This is a genomic window from Paenibacillus sp. 2KB_20, from assembly GCF_052115765.1.
Lineage (GTDB): Bacteria > Bacillota > Bacilli > Paenibacillales > Paenibacillaceae > Paenibacillus_AQ.
Genome location: NZ_JBFRHH010000005.1, coordinates 347,888 through 370,526 on the forward strand (window position 1 = coordinate 347,888; position 22,639 = coordinate 370,526).

24 protein-coding genes and 1 pseudogene are annotated in these 22,639 nt (G+C 52.6%); 6 read left to right on the top strand and 19 right to left on the bottom strand.

What is annotated here, in order from left to right; all coding sequences use genetic code 11:
- The first annotated feature begins 86 nt into the window (after nt 1-86).
- From AB4124_RS16115 to AB4124_RS16125, 3 genes are read left to right on the top strand one after another with little or no spacing between them, the layout of a single operon-like run.
- Nucleotides 87-1,070, top strand: a complete 984-nt coding sequence (locus tag AB4124_RS16115; RefSeq protein WP_430108090.1) for a FecCD family ABC transporter permease — start codon at nt 87-89, stop codon at nt 1,068-1,070.
- Nucleotides 1,067-2,113 (top strand): FecCD family ABC transporter permease, encoded by a 1,047-nt coding sequence (locus AB4124_RS16120; protein WP_441973473.1) that lies wholly within the window; start codon nt 1,067-1,069, stop codon nt 2,111-2,113. Before AB4124_RS16115 ends, AB4124_RS16120 begins: the two co-directional genes overlap by 4 nt.
- Before the next feature lie 20 nt (nt 2,114-2,133).
- On the top strand, nt 2,134-3,003 hold the full coding sequence (locus tag AB4124_RS16125; RefSeq protein ID WP_339270888.1) for an ABC transporter ATP-binding protein: 870 nt from the start codon (nt 2,134-2,136) through the stop codon (nt 3,001-3,003).
- Between the two features lie 529 nt (nt 3,004-3,532).
- On the opposite strand, the gene AB4124_RS16130 is transcribed toward AB4124_RS16125, so the two are convergent.
- The 12 genes from AB4124_RS16130 to AB4124_RS16185 form a co-directional block, all read right to left on the bottom strand.
- Nucleotides 3,533-3,736, bottom strand: a complete 204-nt coding sequence (locus AB4124_RS16130) for a hypothetical protein (RefSeq protein WP_430108097.1) — start codon at nt 3,734-3,736, stop codon at nt 3,533-3,535.
- Nucleotides 3,737-3,963: 227 nt separating this feature from the next.
- Nucleotides 3,964-4,533: an NADPH-dependent FMN reductase gene (gene ssuE / locus AB4124_RS16135; RefSeq protein ID WP_441973474.1), complete on the bottom strand. Its 570-nt coding sequence runs from the start codon at nt 4,531-4,533 to the stop codon at nt 3,964-3,966.
- A gap of 35 nt (nt 4,534-4,568) precedes the next feature.
- Entirely contained in the window at nt 4,569-4,892 is a 324-nt protein-coding gene (locus AB4124_RS16140) for a hypothetical protein (protein ID WP_441973475.1), read from the bottom strand.
- Between the two features lie 15 nt (nt 4,893-4,907).
- A complete protein-coding gene (locus AB4124_RS16145; protein ID WP_441973476.1) occupies nt 4,908-6,245 on the bottom strand; it encodes an LLM class flavin-dependent oxidoreductase in 1,338 nt (445 codons plus the stop codon).
- Between the two features lie 36 nt (nt 6,246-6,281).
- The gene (locus AB4124_RS16150) at nt 6,282-6,749 is read right to left on the bottom strand and encodes a DinB family protein (RefSeq protein ID WP_441973477.1); all 468 of its coding nucleotides are present in this window, start codon (nt 6,747-6,749) and stop codon (nt 6,282-6,284) included.
- Between the two features lie 163 nt (nt 6,750-6,912).
- Nucleotides 6,913-8,118 carry a M20 peptidase aminoacylase family protein gene (locus AB4124_RS16155; RefSeq protein ID WP_441973478.1) on the bottom strand — a complete coding sequence of 402 codons (1,206 nt, stop codon included), beginning with the start codon at nt 8,116-8,118 and terminating at the stop codon, nt 6,913-6,915.
- 43 nt (nt 8,119-8,161) lie between these two features.
- The gene (locus AB4124_RS16160; RefSeq protein WP_441973479.1) at nt 8,162-9,178 is read right to left on the bottom strand and encodes an LLM class flavin-dependent oxidoreductase; all 1,017 of its coding nucleotides are present in this window, start codon (nt 9,176-9,178) and stop codon (nt 8,162-8,164) included.
- Nucleotides 9,179-9,191: 13 nt separating this feature from the next.
- Nucleotides 9,192-9,944 (bottom strand): amino acid ABC transporter ATP-binding protein, encoded by a 753-nt coding sequence (locus tag AB4124_RS16165; protein ID WP_441973480.1) that lies wholly within the window; start codon nt 9,942-9,944, stop codon nt 9,192-9,194.
- Complete coding sequence (locus AB4124_RS16170; RefSeq protein ID WP_076322760.1) at nt 9,941-10,651, bottom strand: amino acid ABC transporter permease; 711 nt, start codon at nt 10,649-10,651, stop codon at nt 9,941-9,943. The genes AB4124_RS16165 and AB4124_RS16170 overlap by 4 nt, the downstream gene beginning before the upstream one ends.
- Nucleotides 10,648-11,433 (bottom strand): amino acid ABC transporter permease, encoded by a 786-nt coding sequence (locus AB4124_RS16175; RefSeq protein WP_441973481.1) that lies wholly within the window; start codon nt 11,431-11,433, stop codon nt 10,648-10,650. The genes AB4124_RS16170 and AB4124_RS16175 overlap by 4 nt, the downstream gene beginning before the upstream one ends.
- Nucleotides 11,434-11,465: 32 nt before the next feature.
- Nucleotides 11,466-12,302: a transporter substrate-binding domain-containing protein gene (locus AB4124_RS16180; protein ID WP_441973482.1), complete on the bottom strand. Its 837-nt coding sequence runs from the start codon at nt 12,300-12,302 to the stop codon at nt 11,466-11,468.
- A 139-nt stretch (nt 12,303-12,441) separates the two neighbouring features.
- Nucleotides 12,442-13,320 (bottom strand): LysR family transcriptional regulator, encoded by an 879-nt coding sequence (locus AB4124_RS16185; protein WP_076322758.1) that lies wholly within the window; start codon nt 13,318-13,320, stop codon nt 12,442-12,444.
- Between the two features lie 266 nt (nt 13,321-13,586).
- Here AB4124_RS16185 and AB4124_RS16190 point away from each other — a divergent pair, with 266 nt between their 5' ends.
- Together AB4124_RS16190 and AB4124_RS16195 are read left to right on the top strand one after the other, a co-directional pair.
- Nucleotides 13,587-14,129, top strand: coding sequence for a GNAT family N-acetyltransferase (locus AB4124_RS16190; RefSeq protein WP_441973483.1), 543 nt, complete (start codon nt 13,587-13,589; stop codon nt 14,127-14,129).
- Between the two features lie 191 nt (nt 14,130-14,320).
- Nucleotides 14,321-14,767: a hypothetical protein gene (locus tag AB4124_RS16195; RefSeq protein ID WP_441973484.1), complete on the top strand. Its 447-nt coding sequence runs from the start codon at nt 14,321-14,323 to the stop codon at nt 14,765-14,767.
- Between the two features lie 139 nt (nt 14,768-14,906).
- Here the strand turns inward: AB4124_RS16195 and AB4124_RS16200 are convergent, their stop codons facing one another.
- From AB4124_RS16200 to AB4124_RS16230, 7 genes are all read right to left on the bottom strand, one after another.
- Complete coding sequence (locus AB4124_RS16200; RefSeq protein ID WP_076322755.1) at nt 14,907-15,485, bottom strand: YecA family protein; 579 nt, start codon at nt 15,483-15,485, stop codon at nt 14,907-14,909.
- 403 nt (nt 15,486-15,888) lie between these two features.
- Nucleotides 15,889-17,022, bottom strand: coding sequence for an SGNH/GDSL hydrolase family protein (locus AB4124_RS16205; RefSeq protein ID WP_441973485.1), 1,134 nt, complete (start codon nt 17,020-17,022; stop codon nt 15,889-15,891).
- Nucleotides 17,023-17,146: 124 nt separating this feature from the next.
- Nucleotides 17,147-18,562: a radical SAM protein gene (locus AB4124_RS16210; RefSeq protein ID WP_076322754.1), complete on the bottom strand. Its 1,416-nt coding sequence runs from the start codon at nt 18,560-18,562 to the stop codon at nt 17,147-17,149.
- 17 nt (nt 18,563-18,579) lie between these two features.
- Complete coding sequence (locus tag AB4124_RS16215; RefSeq protein ID WP_441973486.1) at nt 18,580-19,368, bottom strand: prolipoprotein diacylglyceryl transferase family protein; 789 nt, start codon at nt 19,366-19,368, stop codon at nt 18,580-18,582.
- A gap of 65 nt (nt 19,369-19,433) precedes the next feature.
- The gene (locus tag AB4124_RS16220) at nt 19,434-19,697 is read right to left on the bottom strand and encodes a B-box zinc finger protein (protein WP_100540465.1); all 264 of its coding nucleotides are present in this window, start codon (nt 19,695-19,697) and stop codon (nt 19,434-19,436) included.
- Between the two features lie 641 nt (nt 19,698-20,338).
- Nucleotides 20,339-21,475 carry an alpha/beta hydrolase gene (locus AB4124_RS16225; protein WP_441973487.1) on the bottom strand — a complete coding sequence of 379 codons (1,137 nt, stop codon included), beginning with the start codon at nt 21,473-21,475 and terminating at the stop codon, nt 20,339-20,341.
- A 109-nt stretch (nt 21,476-21,584) separates the two neighbouring features.
- Nucleotides 21,585-22,244 carry a TetR/AcrR family transcriptional regulator gene (locus tag AB4124_RS16230; RefSeq protein WP_339270851.1) on the bottom strand — a complete coding sequence of 220 codons (660 nt, stop codon included), beginning with the start codon at nt 22,242-22,244 and terminating at the stop codon, nt 21,585-21,587.
- A 166-nt stretch (nt 22,245-22,410) separates the two neighbouring features.
- Here AB4124_RS16230 and AB4124_RS16235 point away from each other — a divergent pair.
- Nucleotides 22,411-22,614, top strand: a pseudogene (locus AB4124_RS16235) (recombinase family protein); the annotation flags it as partial.
- Between the last annotated feature and the right edge of the window lie 25 nt (nt 22,615-22,639).

The window sequence follows — 22,639 nt, forward strand, 5'->3', positions numbered from 1 at the left end:
ATTATCAAGCTCATTGACAGATGGGGTCCCTTCACCTAAAATTCATATGAACTTAATTATTCATGGACTTAAGAAAGTGAGCATATATGCGCGTATTCGGACTATTCATATCGCTATTGGCGCTGGCTGCTGCCGTCATGGGCAGCATCGCATTCGGAGTAACAAACGTACCTCTTCATCAGGTATTGGAATCGTTCACTCACTTCAACGGGAGCAACGAACATCTGATCATTCTCACAGCAAGACTGCCCCGGGCGCTCATTGCACTTGCTGTAGGAGCAAGCCTAGCTGTTGCGGGTGCCCTCATGCAGGTCATCACGCGCAATCCGATTGCATCACCCAGCACGCTGGGCGTGAACTCCGGTGCAGCCTTCTTCATTATTATGTCAGCGGGTTGGCTGGGTATAAGCGGACTCCAATCTCTTACCTGGGTCGCGCTGATGGGAGCCGCGGTAAGCGGCGGTATCGTGTTTTTCCTGGGCAGCATCGGCAGGGACGGCATGACGCCGGTAAAAATCACCCTCGCGGGTGCCTCCATAGCCGCCTTCTTCCATTCCTTAACGCAGGGATTCATGCTCTCTGACGGCAAAATGTTCGATCAGGTGCTGGTATGGCTTGTCGGCTCGGTAGCCGGACGCGATTTGAACCAACTTGCAGCCGTGTGGCCGTACATGACCGTTGGCATGCTGGTTGCACTCCTGCTGGGCCGCCATCTGAACGCCCTCTCCATGGGTGATGACATCGCCCAGAGCCTCGGGCAAAAAACAGCCCTCATTAAGTTGTTAGCGGCAGCGGCTGTTATTTTGCTGGCCGGAGGTTCCGTTGCCGCTGCGGGCCCCATCGCATTCGTCGGGATTATCATCCCGCATATCGTTCGGCATTTAATAGGAAATGATTATCGCTGGATTCTGCCTTACAGCGCGGTGCTCGGTGCACTTCTGCTGGTGACGGCCGATCTCGGCTCCCGATATATTGCCATGCCGAAGGAAGTCCCGGTCGGCGTGATGACCGCAATCATTGGCGTGCCGTTCTTCGTGTACATAGCCAGGAAAGGAAGACGAGCACAATGAATAAACACCGCATATTCCGCTCCAAGAACGCTAAAGTATCGTTTATGCTGGAGAGAAGAACGCTATGGGTATGTCTGATCCTATTCGTGCTTTGCATCGCCGCCATGATTATTAGCACAGGCACAGGAAGCCAGTTTGTTTCGCCGCTTCATGTCATGAAGGCATTGTTCGGTAACGCTCCGCCCATGGAGCAGGTTATCGTTATGCAGCTAAGGCTGCCCCGAATTATTATCGCCGTGCTGATCGGCGCCGCTCTCGCCGTGGCGGGGGCTATTCTGCAGGGCGTCATCCGCAACCCCCTGGCCTCCCCCGACGTCATCGGTATAACGGAGGGAGCATCACTTGGAGCGGTTCTCTTCATCTTCATATTCACAGGCACCGTATCGATCCATTGGATGCCGCTATTCGCCATCCTTGGTGCTTTTTTCATAACCGGGCTGCTGTACGTGCTTGCTTGGAAAAATGGCGTATCGCCGCTGCGGCTCGTCTTGATCGGAATCGGGGTATCGGCTGCAATCAAATCGATCTCCTATATGCTGATCATATCCGGACCGCTGCAGTTGGCCGACCGCTCCCTTACTTTCATGGCAGGCAGCATTTACGGCATGTCCTGGGATAAGGACGTTTTGACCCTGCTGCCTTGGATAGCTGTACTTCTACCGCTTACCTGGCTGCAGGCCCGCAATGTGAACATCCAAGCCTTGGGCGACGACGTTGCCAGCAGCACGGGCGCCCAGGTTCAGAAACAGCGCCTGATCCTAATCGGACTCAGCGTCGCTCTGGCCGGAGCAGCCATCTCGATCGGCGGCGCCATCGCCTTCATCGGTCTGATGGCACCGCATATGGCCCGCAGGCTGGTGGGTCCCTCCTTCGGGAGCGTCCTGCCGGTCAGCGCACTGATCGGTGCGATTCTGCTCCTTGTCGCGGACTTGGTAGCTCGGACGGCATTTCTGCCGCGCGACGTTCCGGCAGGCGTATTCACCGCCGCAATCGGCGCGCCGTTCTTCCTCTACTTGCTGTATCGTAACCGCAATCGATTCTAGAACCGAAAGGAGCTGGCGTCATGAATACGCTGGAAGCAAAGGGATTGGGTCTGTCCTATGGGGGAGACTTTATATTCGAAAATCTGGATTTAACTGTGCCTATAGGTAAAATCACCGTGTTTATCGGCAGCAACGGCTGCGGCAAGTCCACTTTGCTGCGCTCCATGGCCAGGCTGCTGAAACCGCAGCGCGGCTCGGTTGTACTGAACGGGGCCGACATCGCAGGCTTGTCTACCAAGGACGTGGCGCGTAAGCTCGCCATTTTGCCTCAAGGGCCTACCGCCCCGGAAGGATTAACGGTGATGCAGCTGGTAAAGCAAGGACGCTATCCGTACCAGAGCTGGCTTCGTCAATGGTCACGCGAGGATGAGGAAGCAGTCACAGCGGCGCTGACCTCCACAGGTTTGACCGAACTGGCTGACCGTACGGTTGACTCGCTATCCGGCGGTCAGCGCCAGCGGGCCTGGATCGCGATGACGCTGGCACAAGAAACGCCAATCATTCTGCTCGATGAACCGACCACCTATCTGGATTTGACGCACCAGATCGAAGTGCTGGATCTGCTGTATGAATTAAATGTTCAAGAACAACGGACCATCGTCATGGTGCTGCATGATATCAATCTGGCCTGCCGTTATGCCGATCATATCGTTGCCATTCGCGACGGAAGTATCAAGGCAAAGGGCAAACCGGGAGATATCATCGATTCCGAGCTGATGCAGACCGTGTTCCAGCTGCCGTGCGAGATTATTCCGGACCCGCTGTACGGAACCCCGATGTGCGTCCCGCGCGGGAAGGGCATACGCCGGCCTTTAGCCGTCAAGCCGGAACCAGCGGAACCCAAACAACCAACAACGCCGACTCCAGCTCCTGAGCTGGCACCGGTGTAGCATAAATTGCAATCAAGCCGACTCCCTTTCGCATTCAAGCGGTGGGAGCCGGCCTTTTTTATGTGGGCTTGACGCGAAGAGACAAAAGACCCCCATGCAGTGAGACATGAAGAAAGACATGGAGAGAGACATGAAGAGGACACACAAAGAAGACCACCCCAAAACCATGAGGGTAGCCTTTGTATTTGTAATAAACGCTATAAACATAAGTTTTGTCTTCCATTGCTCACATGCTGTTCCACTGACGGTTCGGTTAACGACAACCTATGACCATTTACCTACACGCGGGACTTTATTCCTTTGTCGAAGCGGAAGTCCTTTGAACAGTTTGGACTTTTCACGCTTCCGTTGTTCCAGCAGGTTCTTTACCCCTCGCATCAACATTCGGTACCGCATCTCATCCTCGTGGCCGTATTTTCGCATTTCATCAAAATACTCGTCTATCATCCTATCACTCCAGCTGTATAAGTCTATAGAACTAGAGTATAGGACCGAACTATACAATTTCTAAACAAGACTCGGTTACATGCTAAGCCGTCGACTCTGACATGGATGAGCTGCCGGCAGCCTCCATCCGCCGTCTTCGGCGAAGGAGAAGAGCCAAAGGGATGGCCAATGCCACCAGCCCGCTTGCCCTCAGGAACACATCATCGATGCTCCGTGTGTAAACCATCCGATGCAGCCACTCAGCGATTTCTCCGGAAGTGCCGCTACTGAAAATCCACAGCCACACTCTGACTCCATCTTTCCAATGAGTATAGACGGAATTAAGTTGTTGATTACTCTATCACCCAGCATTCTCTTCTACAAGACCATATAGAGAAGTTTTTTCCTCGCTTCTTGATTCTCTATTAGAGCCCTTACCCCTCGGTAATCATGGCAGCGCAAAAACCACGATCCACGGATTCGGATCGTGGCTGCTGCATCTCAAGATCGCCGTTTGTCTTGGAAAATTAGGCGTCAGACCGCTTGCCCCTGCCGCTCCGACGGCACAGCCAAATATCGGGCCAGCTCTGATTGCAGCTCGTTTAGCGCGTCATCCAGGCGTTCTCTCAGCTGCTCCGTGATGTCGTAACCGCCCAGTTCGAGGCGGGTGATCCACTGATCTACGGCAAACACCCCGTTGAGAATATTGGTTCCTCCGAGTGCGGATATTACTGGCTTCAACGCATAATCCACCGCGAGCAAATGCGCGATGGTGCCGCCAATGAATAGCGGGAGCACGACTTTGCCTTGCAAACCTTTTTGGGGAAGAAGATCCAAAATCGTTTTCAAAGCCCCTGAATAAGAAGCTTTATACACCGGGCTGGCAATGATCACGGCAGCGGCTCCTTCAACCGCCGCTATGGCCTGCTTGATGGCCGGACTATTGAAATCGGCCCGCAGCAAATCCTCAGCCGGTAGATCCGCTGCCGAGATGAAGTCGATCTCGTAGCCAGCAATGATCAGGCGATCCTCTACATATTGCGTTAATCCGAACAAACGGGACCCTTGCGTCGGGCTTCCTGCTATAAAAGCGATTTTCGTCATTGGTTTTCCTCCTTATTCGTAAACGTCATGTAGGGCTAGGCGCACCCATATTCGAGTCCCATGCACCAGGACATCTTCATCCAGATCGAATCGGGGCTGGTGAATCGCATGCACGATCCCCCGATCCGGATTCCCGCAGCCGATGAATCCAAAAGCGCCCGGGACCTGTCCAGGTACCAACCGGAATCCTCGCCAGTCAGGCTGGGTGGATGGAGCACATGTACCTTCTCCTTGCCCAGCACTTGCCCTGCGGCTTGCTTCATACGACGCAGCGCGGCTCTGTCGTTGACCACGGCCATCCCTTCACGAAGCTCCCCAGCAAACTCCATCATCTGATCCAGTTCCACAACCGCCGTCATGCCCACCGCACCCTATTAGGAACGGACAGCAACTGCCTGATCCTTGCTGTACCGGTTCTCGGGCACCGGCAATCCTAAATTGCCGCGCAGCGTGTCGCTCTCGTACTCGGTTCTGTAGATGCCTCTCTCCTGCAGAAGCGGAACGACATGGTCCACAAAATCCTCCAGCCCGTTCGGCACCGCTGCAGTAATCATGAAGCCGTCGGCTGCGCCTGCTTCGAACCAAGCCTGGATCTTGTCTGCCACCTGCTCCGGCGTGCCGATAAACCCGCCGCGAGGCGTGGCCGACTGCAGTGCCACTTGCCGGAGCGTCAGCCCCTTCTCTTTAGCGTCCCTTTTGATTTTATCGGTACCGCTCTGGAAGCTGTTCTTGCCCAGGTCGCCCAGCTCAGGGAACGGCTCATCCAGCGGATACTGCGAGAAATCGTGATGCTCGAAGAAGCGGCCGAGATAATCCAGGGCATTCTCGATGGTCACCAGACTGGCTATCTCCTCATATTTGCGCTCGGCCTCTTCGGCCGTGCTGCCGATAATCGGGCTGATGCCGGGAAAGATCAGCACTTCATCCGGATTCCGGCCGAAACCAGCCGCCCGCGACTTCACGTCCTGATAAAAGGCTGCCGCATCCTCCACAGACTCATGACCGGTAAATACCGCATCAGCTTCCTTGGAGGCATAGTTCTTGCCGACCTCGGACGATCCCGCTTGAAAGATGACCGGCTGTCCCTGCTTGGAACGGGCGATGTTCAGCGGCCCCTTCACGGAGAAGAACTCGCCTTCGTGATTCAGCGTGTGCATTTTCTCGGTATCGAAGAAGACCCCCGTCTCCTTATTCCGCACGAAGGCATCATCCTCCCAGGAATCCCATAATCCCCGGGCAACCTCCAAATACTCCGTTGCAATCCGGTATCGCTTATCGTGCTCCGGATGCTCCTTCTTGCCGTAATTCAGGGCTGAGCCCTCCAGCGGAGAGGTGACGATGTTCCAGCCTGCGCGTCCGTTGCTGATCTTGTCGAGCGACGCGAACTGACGGGCCACGGTGAACGGCTCGCTGTATGAGGTGGATAACGTACCGACAAGACCGATGTTTTGGCTGACGGCAGCCAGGGCGCTCAGTATGGTGATCGGCTCAAAGCGGTTCAGAAAATGCGGGATCGATTTTTCGTTGATATACAAGCCGTCCGCAATGAAGATCAGATCGAATTTGCCTTCCTCGGCTTTTAGAACCCACTGCTTATACAGCTCAAAATTAACGCTTGCGTCAGGCTGCGCATCCGGATGCCGCCACATGGAGGTTCCTCCGCCCACGCCGTGCAGGAGCGCCCCTAATTTCAATAGTCGTTGCTTTGCCATATTCCATTCCTCCTTATCGATCTTAGGATCATCTGCTCACACGGGAGCTGCAGCCAGTTTAATGCGTTCGATCTGTCCGAGATGATTCTGTACGTGGCGGGTAAACCCGCTGACGATATCCGAAACGCTGACGGTCTCCCCTTTGATATTGATGCCGGTTTTGATCGTATCGGCTGCGCTCAAGCGGCGAAGCAGCAAGCTGTTGTAGTGCAGCAGCGCCCGGAATGCTTCCAAAATATCCGCGGCTCTGCCTTCGTTCGAATATTGGCCGTTGACCCAGGCATCCTGATTAAACGCAGGCAGTTGGACCGTTGTCCCGGCCAGAATGTCCCGAATCCGGAACGAGATCACGATGCTGTGATCCACCAGATGGGAGAGCACCTCCTGTACGCTCCATATATGCGGTGCCTGCTTCCATTGGAGTTGATCCTCGCTAAGGCCAGCAACGGCGGCCAGCAGCTGATCATGCGTATTAACAAAGGCTTCGATAGGGAACTCACTCATTCGATCTCCTCCAATACAAACTCGATAATGACTCTTCGATATAAACAACAACAAGAAGCTGCCCTTCACATCGCGCTGCGGTTCATGTTCGGGGCCTCATAACGATAATGCTTGAAACATGCATCGGTGCTTCCTTTCGAATGACAGCGACAGAAGGAACTCCTTAAGGCGATGGCGATGGTGATGGTGATGACAATAGCGAAGTCTCCCCGCCGGAGTTGTAATGCCTGAGTGCCCGCTCCGCCAGCCTCGTGAAGAAATCGATGCTGACCTGAATCGCCCGCTCATCCAGATCAAACGCCGGATGGTGCCACTCCTGCGTGCCTGCCGTCCCCATGAAAACAAACAACCCGGGAACCTCACGCTGGTACACCGCAAAATCCTCCCCGGCCGGCGAAGGAACCGGTATCACCGCCTCATATCCCGCTTCGGCAGCAGCGACATAACCGAGCTCCGCCAGCTTGCGGTCATTATGGACCGGCGGCGGTCCCTCGATCCAGCGTACGGCAGCCGTCGTTCCGAAAGCTGCGGCCACGCCTTGAACCACCTGGCCGAATCGTTCAAGCACCTGCAGTCTGACGTCGTCATCGAAGGTGCGTATGGTCCCTTCCAGCAGCGCTTTATCCGGGATCACATTCCAGGCGGTCCCGCTGTGCAGCTTCGTGACACTGATGACGGCGCTCTTCAGAGGGCTCACATTCCGGCTTATGATCGACTGGAGCGCCGTAATGATATGCGATGCGGTCACGATCGGGTCAAGGCCCGCTTCCGGCACGGCCGCATGGGACCCCTTGCCCGCCACTTCAACCACGAAGCCGTCGGCGGCGGCCATCAGCGGGCCCTCCTTAATGCCGATGGTCCCGACAGGCAGGTCCGGCTTGTTATGCATGCCGAAGATCGCCTGCACGCCTTCGAGCGCCCCGCTGTCGATGACTTGCCTTGCGCCCATGGCTTTCTCCTCGGCCGGTTGAAAGATCAACCGCACGGTTCCTCTCAGCTCCTGCTCCCGCTGCTTCAGAGCATAAGCCGTCCCGATCAGGGCAGCCGTATGGAAATCGTGCCCGCAGGCATGCATTTTGCCGGGAATCGTCGAGGCGTACGGAAGCCCCGTCTCTTCCTGGATCGGCAGGGCGTCGATGTCCGCTCGCAGCGCAATGATCGGCCCCTCTTGAAGTCCGCCGACTTCGGCGATTATGCCTGTGGCGAGCGGAAACTCCGTGACCCGTATCCCGGCTTCCTCGAGCCAGCCCCTAATCAGCCGCGTCGTTTCGAACTCCTCGTTCGACAGCTCCGGGTACCGGTGCAGATGGCGCCGGATCTCAATAAATCGATGGATGTCTATATCCGTGGATAAAACATGGCTTGGCATTCGTAAAACCTCCTAAATAGTCACGTACCTATGACCGATTCCATTACGCTTCGGCAGGAACCTCAGCCAACGCCTCGCTCAGCAGCTCGAATGAGCGGATTCGCTTGGCAAAGGGCTGTATGTTGCTGGTGACGATGATTTCGTCAACACCCGAAGCCTGCTGAAGCCGGAGCAGCTGTTCACGCACGGTCTCCTTCGTCCCTTTGGTGATGAACGGTTCCTGTTCCTCGATCGTATACGGTTCGCCTGCCTGGCGTCCGAATTCTTCCGCCTGTTCCCTCGTACCCAGCGTCAGCGTCCGGCCGCTGGCCAAATGAATCTTTACCAGCTTCATTGCCCCTGCCAGCTCCGCCGCTTCCACCTCCGTATCAGCCACGATTACGGACAGTGCAACAAGAATTTCCGGTTCCCTGCCATGGGAGTAGTCAAATGTGCTTCGGTAAACACGAATGGCTTCCAACGCCGCGGATTCCTCCCCGTTGATGAAGAGGGAGAACACATAGGGCAGGCCGAGTCCGGCCGCAATTTCCGCGCTGCCTGCGCTGGCCCCCAGCACGTACAGCTCGGGGGCGGTCTCCGGCAGCGGAGCGGCACGCAGCCCGACGAGCGGATGGTCCTCTTCCAGCGTGTTATGCACAAATTGGCTAAGCTCGACGATCTTATCGGTTAACGACTCCTGCTCCTGCACGCCCCGCTGCAGCGCCTGCGTGCTGCGCGGCAACCCGCCAGGCGCGCGCCCGATGCCCAGATCCACGCGTCCCGGCGCGAGCGCGGCCAGCACGTTGAAATTCTCCGCTACCTTATAAGGACTGTAATGCTGCAGCATGACGCCGCCGGAACCCACGCGAATGGTTTGGGTTTTAGCTAACAGGTAAGAAATGAGCACTTCCGGCGAAGACCCTGCTACTTGGTCCGAATCGTGGTGCTCGGATACCCAGAAGCGCCGGAAGCCGAGCTCCTCTGACTTTTGAGCAAGCTGCACGGTATGCGTGAACGCCTCCGCTGCCGTTTCGCCCGGATATATTGGACTTTGGTCAAGCACGCTTATCGTAATCCCCATATTGGTTGACCTCCTAAATGCTGTAGTTAAGCTCAGGCGTGATCCGCTTCAGGAACTGCTTGGTTCGTTCTTCCCGCGGATGATGGAACAGCTCGGACGGAGTCCCCTGCTCCACAATCACGCCTTCGTCCATGAACACGACGTGATTCGCCACATCCCTCGCGAAGCCCATCTCATGCGTCACCACGATCATGGTAATCCCTTCCTTCGCGATTTTGCGAATCACCGCAAGCACCTCGCCCACCAGCTCCGGGTCGAGCGCCGACGTCGGCTCATCGAACAGGATCACCTCCGGCTCTAGGGCCAATGCCCTGGCAATGCCCACCCGCTGCTGCTGCCCGCCCGAGAGCTGACTCGGATAGGCATCCAGCTTATCGGCCAGACCGACCTTTTCGAGCAGGGCGACACTTCTCTCCCTCGCCTCGGCCTTCGGCATTTTTTTGACGACGACCAGGCCTTCCATCACGTTCTCGATCGCGGTCTTGTGTTTGAACAGATTGTACTGCTGAAACACCATGGCCGATCGCTGGCGGAGGTCATGAATTTCCTTCTTCGTGGCCCGCTTGCAATCGAGGCGGTAATCACCGATGGCAATCTCGCCGCCATTCGGCTTCTCGAGATAATTCACGCAGCGCAGCAGCGTGGTTTTGCCCGAACCGCTCGGCCCCAGGATCACCACCACTTCCCCTTTGTTTACCGTCAGATCAATCGATTTCAGCACCGCGTTCTTGCCGTAGGACTTTGATATATCGGTCAGTTGAATCATGCGACGCCCCCCCGATTGTAGAGATTGATTCGTTTCTCGATGACTGCGGTCAGTCTTTCGATGAGGAGTGTAAGCCCCCAGAAAATAGCTGCCGCGGCCAGGTAGGATTCGAAGAACTTCCAATTGGTCGATGCCACGATCTGTGCCTGCGCGTTAATGTCCACAACCGACACGGTAAATGCCAAGGTCGAGCCGTGAAGCATGCCGATGACCGAATTGGACAGGTTTGGTAGGCTGACGGCCAAGGCTTGGGGGAATACGATCCTGCGCAGCGCCTGCCACGTCGTCATGCCGATTGAATAAGCTGCCTCCAGCTGCCCCCGGTTTACCGCGAGCAGGCCCGAGCGGATCACTTCCGACATATACGCGCCTGCCGTAATCGAGAACGATAGGAACGCGAACCAGATCATCGGAATGGAGGATGACTTAAAGCCCCAGCCCATCTGTGCGGACAGCGCATCCACCAGCACCGGCAGCCCGAAATAGATCAGCAGCAGATGCGTCAGCATGGGAGTACCCCGGATAAAGGTCACGTAGGCTGCAGCGATCTGGCTGAGCACCGGCACTTTATAGATCCTGACAAACGCCGCGATCAGCCCGATCATAAATCCGGCCGTAACCGATACGGCGGTGATCAACAGCGTTGTCGGGATCGCGGACAGCAAGTTTACGAATGCCGTCCATATGAAGAATGGATCGATTTTCACAGCTCCGCTCCTCCTTTATCAGGTCTCATTCCGGCGATGATGCGGCGGTAGGCCCCTTTCTTTTGCATACGGAATCTTTCACGGGCTGCCGACTCCGGTACCTCATGGCGCATCAGACGCCATTCCGCACGCAGCAGCAGTTTCTCCAGCGTAAAGCTGATGACAAGATAGATGAAAGCCAGCGCCAGATAGGCCTCGATAAAATGCTGGGTGATATTGCCTAGAGTTTGCGCTTTTCCCGTCATCTCCATTAGCCCGAGGGTGAACGCCAGTGAAGTATCCTTCAGCAGGGCAATCACCATATTCGAAAATACCGGAACGGCGATCGCGAGCGCCTGGGGGAGGACGATCCGAAGGAAGGCTTGATGTCGTTTCATCCCCATGGCATACGCCGCCTCTACCTGACCTCTGTCCACCGCCGTTACCGAGGCCCGGATCATCTCCGACATGAAGGCTCCGGTATGAAGCCCGTAGGTCAAGATCACGAATACCATGACAGGCGCCCGGGACATGTCGATATGAACAAGCTTCAGGATCTCCGGCAGACCATAATAGAACAAGAAGAGCTGGATCAGGATCGGCGTTCCCCTGAAGAACGAAATGTACACCTTGGCAAACGCGTTCAGCACCGGAATCCGGTACAGGCGGGGAAGGGCAACCAGAAATCCGACAACGATCCCCACCAGCAGAGAGCCTGCCACGATCAGCAGCGTGACGCCTAAGGTCGACAAGAGTTTAGGCAAAAAGCTAAGCACATACGAGAAATCGAACGGTGCACCCATGAATCCTTCTCCCTTCTTGCATGGTTATCTCATCATGGATTCGACGACGTAAAGTCGTCTCCCAGCCATTCCTTGCTCAGCTTAGTCAGCGTTCCATCCGATTTAAGCTCCCTGATCGCATCGTCAACCGCATCCGACAGCTTCTGGCTGTCCGGATCGTCTTTGCGGAATACGAACAGAATATCGGCCTCCGACAGGTGATCACCCGTTGTTTTCAGCTTTCCTTGCGGATCGATCAGCGGCAGCGTAAAGTCCGCCCCAACGGTTGCAACCACCCGGCCTGTCGTAATCTGGCTTACGGTATCATTCGCCGCACCGTTCTGATAGACAATATGGATCGCATCGTTATTGTTCTGGTTGTAGTTTTCCAGAATCTGTGCAGCCGCACTGGTTGCACCGGTCAGCACCTTTTTCCCCTTCAAATCATCCAGCGATTGAATGGAGTCGTTCTCCTTAGAGACGATGATTTTATTTCGCCAATGGGCGTACGGCTCTTTATTGAACAGGTACTTTTCCGTTCGCTCCGGATTCTTCTCCATCTGGTGAGCTACAAAATCAATTTTCCTCGTTTCCAGGCTCAGCAGCAGATTGGAGAACTCCTGGGTCTGCAGCTCGAACTCATATTCCGGCAAACGTTTATCGATCTCCCGCACCAGCTCAACGTCAAAGCCGGTCAGCTTACCATTCTCGTCAATAAAGCAAATTCTCGGGAAGGCCGTGCCGGTGCCGACAACAATCTTCGTTACTTTTCCTTCCGCTTCGTTCACCTTGCTGTCCTTCTTCGCTTCTCCGCTCTTCGTGTCTGCTCCGCATCCGACGATCACCCCTGCCAATGCGATGACAACAGCTGCTACGATTGATTTCTTCACGACCTCATCCCCTTTCGATCTTGTCCCCATCCACAAATAAATAATTCCTATGGATTTAGTAAGAATTATGTTGTCACTAACTTTACCGCGATTTGGGGAACGCGTCTAATAGAGTTTTTCTATTCATCCATGCAAATCATCAATAGGACAATTCCCGACCGAGCTCCAGCAAAGAATCCAGAAACTCATTATTCTGTCCGTTCAAGGAGATGAGATGGGTTTGCAGGAAAATGCCTGCCGTTTCGGCTATATCCACGGGAATCAGGCTTCCCTCGGCTACCTCCTGCTGAGCGCAAAGACCCGGTAGAAAGCAGATCCCCGCCCGCCCCAGCACGAGCTTCTTCGCCGTCTCGGAATTATCCACCTGAAACACGATGTTCGGTGGCTGTTCCAGACTCTCGAATACCCGTTGAATCCGCAACCAGTCCAATGAACCGCACTCGAAGAAGACCAGCGTCTCGCGCCGGATATCCCGAATGGAGGCTCTCCCGGCAGCAGCGAGCGGATGATCCTTATATACATACAAGCGGATGGGGTCCTCGAAAAAGGGATAGGATTGAAACGCCGGATTCATCAGCTTGCGGACGAAAGCCAGATCGATATCCTTGGACGAGAGCTTGCCGGCCAGCTCTTCCGTCGGACCTGTTGTCAACTTGAAGTTCATCTCGGGAAACCGGCGGTTGAGCACCATAAGCAGATAAGGCATTAAGTAATTGGATACCGAAACGGTGCTTCCAATTCTGAGCTCATTGGGCATGGAAGCTTTCGATTGAAGGTGGTGCTTTCCTTTTTGAAAGGTTTGGACGATCTGCTGGGCATAGGGGAGGAATTGTTTGCCTTTGTCGGTCAGATGAATCTGTTTACCCAAACGGTCGAACAGCCTGCAGTCGAGCTCTCTCTCCAGTGACTGGATGCGTGCGGTCACCGTCGGCTGGGACAGAAACAGGACGTCTGCCGCCTTATTGAAGCTGCCGTAATGATTGATGTAGACAAAGGCCTCGATATTTTCGATGTTCAAACTAACACCTCCGGACATCATTATACTCATTATTCCAATGAATATAGATGGTTTTAGGACCGCAATTTCCTTATAAATTATCCTTATCTTAGGCAGTTGGCAAATTATTGTCAATCCAAATATGCATATAGATTTTTTTAATGACAGCATTAATAATTTTGTTTTCCAATGTGTTTAATAGGAATAAGCTGCTATACTAATCTCACCTTATCAGGATATGACCGTATCCTCTGAAACTGTAATGACCTAAAAAAGGAGTGGGAACGATGAATTCAATGCAGGAAGTGATCATACGGGATGCTCATGAGTGGGAACGAGAGGCTGTTGCTGCTATAATGCTGGAATCCTATCAGCAGTATGCCTTCGATCTGTCTACGGAGCGATGGGAGGAATATCGGGATTCCATCAGGAATTCCGCGTACAGCCATGCGCCGCATGCCCGGATCGTCGCCGAGCTTGACGGGGAAATCGTGGGCAGCGTCCAGCTCTTCCTCTCCTCGGAGGCCGCTTACGGAAAACCGGAAATGGGGATTCACTCGCCCATTATTCGCCTTCTAGCCGTATCTCCGGGTTCCCGGGGACGCGGCATCGCCACGCTTCTGATTCAAGAGGCTGCCCGCAGATCGATCCAGCTCGGTGCAACCACGCTGAATCTTCATACCTCCGACATGATGGCCTCTGCGGTGAAACTCTATGAGCGGCTTGGCTTTGAACGGGCATATGATACGGATACGTTTAACGGCGAACATCTTGTCAAAGGATACCAGATCGAACTGCCCGGCTCCCTGCTGCTGCAAAGCGCCGTGTGAAATAACAGGCTAAATACGAATAACCGGACATCTTCTCCTGCATTGAGGGGATGAGTCCGGTTATTTTTTATATGTACATTTATGCGCCTGCCATCGTTTTCGCTCGATTCGTTCAAATGTTGTACAGCGAATATTCGTTTCGCATCGGATCGACAGGTATTATACAATGAACAAAAAAGGGGGCGTCGCTCATGTGGAGTAAATTCAGGTTGAACAGGCCAGTATGGGCTGGCATCACCGCCGGCATTCTCCTCGGGCTGTTCCTGAAAATCGTAGAGCATTTCACCTCATTGAAGGTTTACACGCTGCTCCTAAACATTGACTACGTACCTGTCCTGAATGAGCTGAAGCTCTCCGAAATTAGCGAGTTTGCGCTGCACCTCATCATCTCCGTCCTGCTGAGCATCGCTCTGACCATCTTTTTGAAGCAGAAGAATTGGTCCCGCGGACGAAGCTTGTCCTGGGTCTCCCTGGTCTGTTTGACCGTAGGGCTTCTCCTGTATCCGACTACGGTCTTGTCGGTTCACACACCGGAGTTATCCGACCTCGCTGCTCTTCTGTTCTGGCTGGCCGGTCATCTACTGTATGGTATTGCATTAGGCTGGCTGCTGACGGGTTCACGCGGAGCCTCCGCCTAGATCGGGAAAGCAGCCTTGCGAAAACGTCGACTATGGATAAACGCAAAATGACCGCCCCACATGAGTAGGAGCGGTCACGCTATGAAACCGAATGCGCAAATGCCGCACTCATGCTATTGGATCCTTCACTTTAGCAATGCTAGTGTCCCAGGGACAAGTCCTTGTCCGCTTCGCTCTCGGATTCCTCATCCTCGACGTTTGCGTCGTCACCGGACGCCGCTACGCCATCCATGAAGTCTTGAATCTGACCGCTGTTGCGGGTCAACGTAGCAACGGAAACCTCATGCTTCTTCGCGATATCGGACTTCGTTGTTGAAATGTTCAGCGATGAAGTTACTATATATTCCAACGCACTTGCATATCCGCCCTGTTTACGGTACTTCGGATTGGCTTCTCTGGAGAAGCTGTTCCAGACCATCAGGAGGCTGAACACTTGAAACAGCTGCTGATCATCCTGCAGCTCATAATCCCGGCAGATCTGAGGAAACACAGACTCGGCAAGCTCGCGATGCTCATCAGCGTTCCAGTCCATCCATCCCAGCTTGTCGTTAATCATCTGACGCAATTGATCGACCTGCAGCTTAGGCTCTTCTGCTCTCGCACCAGGGAACTGGATGACTTTACCGTATACCGTGCGTTCATCTTTTTCAAGACAACATCTTTTGTACTTTTTCCCGCTTCCGCAGTGACATAGATCGTTTCTTCCTAGCTTTTTCATTTCCTAGCTCCTATTTGAATGATTTCTTCTATTATACATTGAAAATATGAAAATGCGCATCTCAAGCCTGTAAACCCTTAAGGCATGCCGGCCTTCCGCGTCATAACACTCTCTTACAGGGGGGGCTTCCGATAAGAAGGTGTCCAGGCAAGTTAGATAGCAAAAAAGCGCGGGTCCCCTCTATGAAAGCCGCGCCCCTTCATATTATTCTATATTATCGTCATAACGCAAGTAGGATGTAACAAATTTGTTAGAACCTATAATAGACTTGTACCATTTTTGGTAAAGATTCCATAGATCCGCGCCATAAGGCTCATTGGCCTGGCCCAATGGTCACAGATTTCGATTTCATTGCGTTTACGATACTCCACCCATACGCCAACATTTGAACCTGTTGACTGCCTTATCGCCCTGCTGCAGATGCACTATCGCCAATCACTTGCCTGAGCACAGGCTCAAGCCGGTCCGCCATCAGCTTGAAGCCGAGGTCCGTCGGATGAACCCCGTCAACCGTCGTTTCCCCGGGATCATCACCTAACCAATCCGATCCATCGACAAACGTTAGGTTATGATCTCCCGCCTCGGTCAGCTGCCGGATAAGATCCATCTGGAACTTCTTCCGCGCGAGCCGCCCTTCGAGAATCTCCGGTTTAAACGACTCGGCTCCATGGCGGATGCGGGATATCAAGATGATGGGAACCTCCGGATGAACCTTGCGGTAAGTCTCGATATATAGAGGCAAGGTCTGTCGATAAGACTCAGTGCCCCCGGCGTTACCCTCGTAATCAATGACGAGACATGCGGGTTCCGGAATTTGAGCCGCCAGTACCGCAAGCTCCGACTCCCCTTTTCCGTTGCCCGAGAAACCCAAATTGATAAACTCCAGATGAAACCTGCGGCTTAAGATGTTTGTATACGACATGCCGGGCCGTGACGCGCATCCGCCTTGCGTAATGGATGTTCCGTATACAATCACTTTTTTGGAAGAATCATAGGATTCCGGTGCCCAAACCTCGGCCCCTGGTTCAAGTCCAATCCATATCTCTTCGACGCCCTGGTACAAGGGCATATTCAGGAGGAATGATCGTGCCGCGCTTGTCTCGGAATCAAAGATGCTGCTCTCATACTCCACCTGACCGGCCTGAAAACGAGCCGTTCCCGCATGCAGCCAATGGCCGGGGCCGCCGATATACGCATCCACGCCGCACTCCCCCGTTGGGGGCATGTGGTACATACTGGAGCCAGCGGTCAAACATACGCGGACCGACACGCTCCGCGAATTCGTGCGAAAGCGGATCTGACCGCCCGATGTGCAGTTCGCTAACGCATCCACCTCAGGTCGGATGTAAACCTCCGGTACCGCAGGCAGTCTGCGATATTTGCGTTCTGTGTGGAACCAGCCAAATCCGGATACCTGAAACGGCCCCCTCTGGGGGGAATACCATATCCGTTCGTCCGCTCCATGGTTCTCGATCTTCATGTTCTGATCCAACTGATAAGGGGATACCTTCTCAGGTTCAGGAACATTGTTCTGCACAATTCTCGCCTCCCTATGTAGTTAGGAATGATTAGGAATCCAAAGCGCTTATCTTCTTCTCATGTGTTATATCGCCTCATCCGCTCCAGTTTCAGAGCCATTGAGCCATAATTTCAGAGCCTTCTTACCGGTCCCATGCGGTGGCAACCTCTTCCTTCAGCTCCTTCAGCAGCTCTTCCTTGTCGTCTCGGTAGAACATGTTGTAGGTGTCAAACGGGATCATTCGTCCGTCGGGATGCATGATGTGGACGCAGGATTTCTTGACGGAACGGACGTCGAAGTTATGGGCGTCCAGGAACTGCATGATAATGACCCGGAAGACGTTGTCATAGGTAATCTGCTCCGGCACGGCGGCTAGCGGCAGACAGCAGAGCAGGCTCTTCAGGGAAAGCGCCGAGGATTGCGGCGAATGGCCGGTCGACAGCAGCTCAAACATTTTGCCTCGGATCACCGGATCCTGCTCAAACACAATCGTGTTGCTGTCGCCCTCCAGTAGAATTTCCGGGTCGATCATTCGCGTCAACGGCAGCACTTCCCCGCCCAGCTTCAAGGCGTAACCCATGGCCAGGCAATCCGGGTGGCAAGGAACCGGCAGAATGTCCGCATCCGTAAATACCTCGGACTGGTCGATGATCATCCGCCGCACTTCGCTCACGGTCAGCCGGTCGGTTGCCGGATCATACCCCTCCAGCCGGCCCGCAGCCTGAATCGGCTGAATGGTGACGCCGCGCACCGCTTTTTGCTGAAGCCCATACTGAATGATATCTCCGATTTCGCCGTCATTGAGGCCTTTCTTCAGCGTGACGACCAGTGTCGTGGAGATATTGAATTCATTCAGATGGTCGATGGCTTGCTGGCGGATGCGCCGCAGATCGGCCCCTCTCAGCTCCTTCAGCACATGCGCCTCAAAGCTGTCGAATTGCAGGTAAATTTCGAATCCTGGCATGTACTCGGCCAGCCTCCGCGCAAAATCACGGTCCTGGGCAATGCGGATGCCGTTTGTGTTCACCATAATATGCTTGATCGGACGGCTCTTGCACATGTCCAGGATGTCAAAGAAATCCGGATGCGTCGTCGGCTCGCCACCGCTGATTTGAACGATGTCAGGCTCCCCCTCGTTCTCCACGATTCGGTCGAGCATGAATTCGATCTGCGTTAGCGACCGGTACGAGGTACGATGCGGCGACGACTCCGCGAAGCAGATCGGGCACTGCAGATTGCAGTGGTCCGTGATCTCAAGCAGCGTGAGGCAGCTGTGCTGCTCATGGTCCGGACAGAGCCCGCAGTCATAAGGACAGCCGTAACGGATCGGCGTATTCCAGACAAGCGGCATTTCGGACGGCTTGATAAACTTTCGCGTCTGATGGTAATAATCGGCCTCTGTGGCGATCAGCACTTTTTCCGGACCGTGAACGAGGCATCTTTTGAGCATATAGATCATGCCGTTCTCCTCGATGATCTTGGCTTCCACTTTGCGGTAACAAGTCGTGCATATGCTATTCGTCAGTTCATGATACAGATAAGGCCGGTTTTTTGGCATAATCAAAACTCCTTTGGTCAGCTTGGAAGATGGGAACCCGGCGTGAAGCGGCGAAGCCGGTTTCTGCCACCGATCAGCCATGCATAATAGATGAGGCCCGCTATGCAGGCTAATTGGATATTGTTCAGTCCCAGGTAAGGATGCGGCGTCGGTTTGATCCAGTCGATCACCAGGCGGAACAGCAGGTACCCGGCCATAAACCATTGAAACATCCGCCCGGACACGTAGCCCTCGCGAGTGGATTTGCCGCGGCTTTGGCGGTACAGCGGAAGCAGCAGCAAGGCCAGCACGATCAGGAACAGGATCTCATACAGCTGAGTCGGATGGCGATAAACCCCGTCGCCAAAATCCACGCCTGTGAACCAGGTCGTCGGTGTGCCATAGGTATGGTCATCCAGGCCGGTCAGAAAACAGCCGATCCGTCCGAGTCCCAGGCCCAGCATCAGCGGGTAAACAAAATCGTCGCCCGTGGAATGCTTCCATCCCACCAAGCGCTTTGTCAGCTCGACGCCGATCAATCCGCCCAGAAGACCGCCGACAATCGTCTTGCCTCCCCATAGCAGGTGGAACTGGCGCAGCTGTTCCCAAGTGGCAGCCGGATCCTCCAGCCAAAATAGCAGCTTGGAGCCAATGGCCGCGCCGGCGATGATTCCAGCCAGAATCTGCAGGCTCATCAGCTTGGTCATGCCGCTCGGCCTGCGGGTCCATAAATACACGCGGAAGCCGATAAAGTAAGCCAGCGATTCAAACAACACATGTGGATGAATCCGCCAGGAACCCAGGTACAAATAAACAGGAAACTCCATCTGTCCACTCCTTGAAATAATAACTGATTTGAAAATTGCGCTTGTCGGAACTAGGAACACGTGCGTTAATAAGAAAACAGTATGGCTCCGCAGATCGTCAGCAGCAGCAGCGCAAGACCGCCCAAGATAGCCAGTATGGAGACGATTACGGTCACCCATACGTTCCTAGGCCGTCCCGGCATGCCGGGAGCGGGGTTCATCTCACCGCAGCGATAGCGGCAGCGGCCTGTCTCCGGATTATGGCATTCCTCGCATACCGGCTTTCCGCAGCGCGTGCACTGAGCGACGGCCTCCCTCTCGGGATGGTTCATGCAGCGGTAGACTTCCATCCAATCACCTCACTTGGCATTTAACCCTTATATTCCCTATTGTAAACGTTACCGGGGAATTAAACTACCAGATTCGTTATGACCGTTGTCCAGTGATCATGAGGAGTTTCAGAGGGCATTGCGCCATTTAAAATAGACGCACCTACCTTGGGCGAATCGCAGGAAGAACTTATTGCAAACTGCAAAGAGATGATAAGCGGTGTTTTTTTGTTGGAGTGCCTCATTCAGCAAAACAAAGGGGAAACAGTCATAAGCGACATTTATTCTGTCAACGATTACAACCTATCCCTGCGCCGAGTAGTGGACTATATTGAACAGCACTGCAAGGACATCTGTACCGTGAGCAGTGGTATGTTAAAACTTTTATCGAACAGAAATTTTCATAATATTTCGGCTGACGGCAATCAGGTAGCGAAGTATGAAAGGACATAGTCATGGCAGGTTTCAATATGAATATTTTTAAAAATAGCATTTGCAATTTTTTAGGTGGAATGATGTCAAGCTAAGACAGAAATAGATACTTCAAATAGAAAACAATGCCTGAAATATGAGAGAGCCGATAACCGCGTAATAGGGTTATCGGCTTTGTATCTGTACGGCTAGCTCTTTGATATGCGTTTATCAGCAACCTCTCGGTTATGTCACTTGTTGCTGGTCTTCTTGATCAAGTCCACGCCATCGTATGCCAGACTTTCCACACTTGCAGCCTTCTGCAGTAAGTAATGATCAAAAAAGTTCTTCGTATAGTCTGTAACAAGATTTCGCATCTCCATAGCATCCCGTTCGCCTCTGAGTTCCTCATTAACACTGGTAAACACGATGTCGCAGTAATCTAAATGCGCAACACGATCAACAGAGAAATAATAGGTTTCCATGCTATTGTTAGCGCCAATTATCGCATTCATGTTATAGTTAGGTTCACAAAACAGTAGCAAGAAGGGTTTCTTAAGGTCGCTGCCCTGAAGGCCGAACGCACCGCTATCCAAGCCAATCCCACAGGCGAACCGGTCGTCGTCCCGGCAAACCATCGCCGTCGTAAGCCCTCCATAAGAATGTCCGACTATGCCCATGCCGATGTCAAGCAACAATCTGCCCTTAAAGATGGAATTCAGTTCTCCAGAGTCCAGTTTGTAAAGATAATCGGCTGCATACCTTACATCTTCTGCCTGTAATTCACTATACTCTGTTACCTTGGCAAGTATCGGCAGTGTAAGCACGTTACGGCACATCTCAATGGCAGTTTCATCGTCAGGCCGCATCTCCATCTTACCAGCCAACGCCAGCATCTCCGGATCTTCAGAAAACGCCATAATGACATCCGAAAAATCCTTTGATACATTAAACAGGCGCCCATCTTTACGCTTATACATCGTGCTATTCTGATGGCCGATGCTTACCACAACATATCCCATGCTTGCCAAGTCTGTACAGATCACTGTACCCCATTCTGGAGAACCGCCCCCGCCGCAAACATAGAATAACACCGGATAGCGCTTTTCTTTCCCGGAGAGAGCAAGGTCGTCGTAACACTGGGTCTTGATATCTATAGAGAAAACATCCTTCAACGCAGTGATAAGTGGCTGCTCATTAAACATCTCGTAGACTTCAGGAAACATGTACGTTGATGTAGTCTTACCTTCGCTGCTGTCGGACGGATAGTACACAAACGCCGTCAGTTCTCTTTTGGAGTGATCTGATGCCGTGTACTCAAAATCCATCTGGGTTCGACCGACAGTATAGCCGCCAATTGGTTCTGGAAATGCGTCATACGTTTTCATTTTCTTGTTCCCCCTTAATTAATAGTGGCGAATATGAAATACATACACTGCGCTATGAGCACTTTTCAAAACGGTGAAACGATTACATCCTATCTTCAGTGAATCATATCTACTCCCTGGCTTTCTTGATATCGCTAACCATTTCAGAATATTTATGATCTTCAAGCAGCCCATGACTCATAAAGTCAGCAAAGTACTTGCTAAGCTTATGTTGCAGCGTAGAGTCCTTAATATCGAATTCCCTAAAAAACATGACTAAATTAAACTGCATTGACTCAAACATAAAAGAAATCAGGTCGTCGTCAATATCAGGTCGGAGATATCCATCAACCCTCATTCGGCGTAAAATGTCCTTGATTAAAGGGAATGACTCGCCCTTTAGCACATTCAGATATACTTTAAGTAAAACGTTCTCAGGAATGTTTAAAAATGTTTTAGTGAGTTTGATTTCCAACTCATTCAGCGGCTCGGTCACAGTGCCATTAACGTTACCAAATAAGCCAGTAAGGAAAAACCGGTAAAGGGAATCTTCATTACTGTTATTAAAATACGCAGCTCTTTTCTGGGTGACATTACGTACTAAGAGACAATAAAGGTCATCTTTGTCTTCAAAATACCGATAAAATGTTCCGGGGTGCATGGACAAACTATCCAAAACCATCTTCATAGTTATATCCTCGTAAAGATTATCAACAAAAAGATGCATAGCGTTATTAGATATTTCCTCGCGCCTTGCTTCATCTAAACGATAGAAAGTATTTTTTGGCATAGATTACTCCTTAATATGAAGTGTGAACTCATTCACACCATACCGATAATTCATTCACATGTCAAGTAGTATTGAAATATTAATATCCATTTAAAAGATTAAAACCATTGCATAGAACATTATCCTTCCTAAGAGATAAGTTAATGGAGTTGTTTTGTTTTTTTATATGACCTTTGGTCGTGAGAGAATTTTTGTAGATAAAGTGAGTGGAGTTAAAAAGAAAAGGGACGGATTAACTGAGGCATTAGATTTTGTTCGAAGCGGAGACACAATCGTTGTTTGGCGATTAGATCGACTTGGAAGAAACATGCCGGAACTTATAAGTGTTGTTAATGATCTGAATGAAAAAGGGATTAGTTTTTATAGTCTGCCATGAGACCGGATTTCCATGTCTG